This is a genomic window from Pseudomonas sp. P65(2024), assembly GCF_057480955.1.
On record NZ_JBLIYX010000045.1, the window covers coordinates 1 to 713 of the forward strand.

At 58.3% G+C, this 713-nt stretch carries 1 protein-coding gene; it reads left to right on the forward strand.

Annotation, left to right across the window (positions count from 1 at the left end):
• The coding region (locus AC25MA_RS25795) for an EF-Tu C-terminal domain-related protein (protein ID WP_486972548.1) at window positions 1-713 on the forward strand (713 nt) is incomplete at both ends.

The following is a 713-nucleotide window of genomic DNA, read 5'->3' on the forward strand; positions in this document are numbered from 1 at the left end:
GTTCGCGACCTGCTGTCCACCTACGACTTCCCAGGCGACGACACCCCGATCATCATCGGTTCGGCTCGTATGGCGCTGGAAGGCAAAGACGACAACGAAATGGGTACCAGCGCTGTCAAGAAGCTGGTTGAAACTCTGGATGCCTACATCCCTGAGCCAGTTCGTGCCATCGACCAGCCGTTCCTGATGCCGATCGAAGACGTATTCTCGATCTCGGGTCGTGGTACCGTTGTTACCGGCCGTATCGAGCGTGGTATCGTCCGCGTTCAAGATCCGCTGGAAATCGTTGGTCTGCGTGACACCACCACCACCACCTGCACCGGTGTTGAGATGTTCCGCAAGCTGCTGGACGAAGGTCGTGCTGGCGAGAACTGCGGCGTTCTGCTGCGTGGTACCAAGCGTGACGACGTTGAGCGTGGCCAGGTTCTGGTCAAGCCAGGTTCGGTCAAGCCGCACACCAAGTTCACCGCAGAAGTCTACGTCCTGTCGAAGGAAGAAGGCGGCCGTCACACTCCGTTCTTCAAAGGCTACCGTCCTCAGTTCTACTTCCGTACCACTGACGTGACCGGTAACTGCGAACTGCCGGAAGGCGTTGAGATGGTAATGCCAGGTGACAACATCCAGATGACTGTCACCCTGATCAAGACCATCGCAATGGAAGACGGTCTGCGCTTCGCCATCCGTGAAGGCGGTCGTACCGTCGGCGCCGGCGT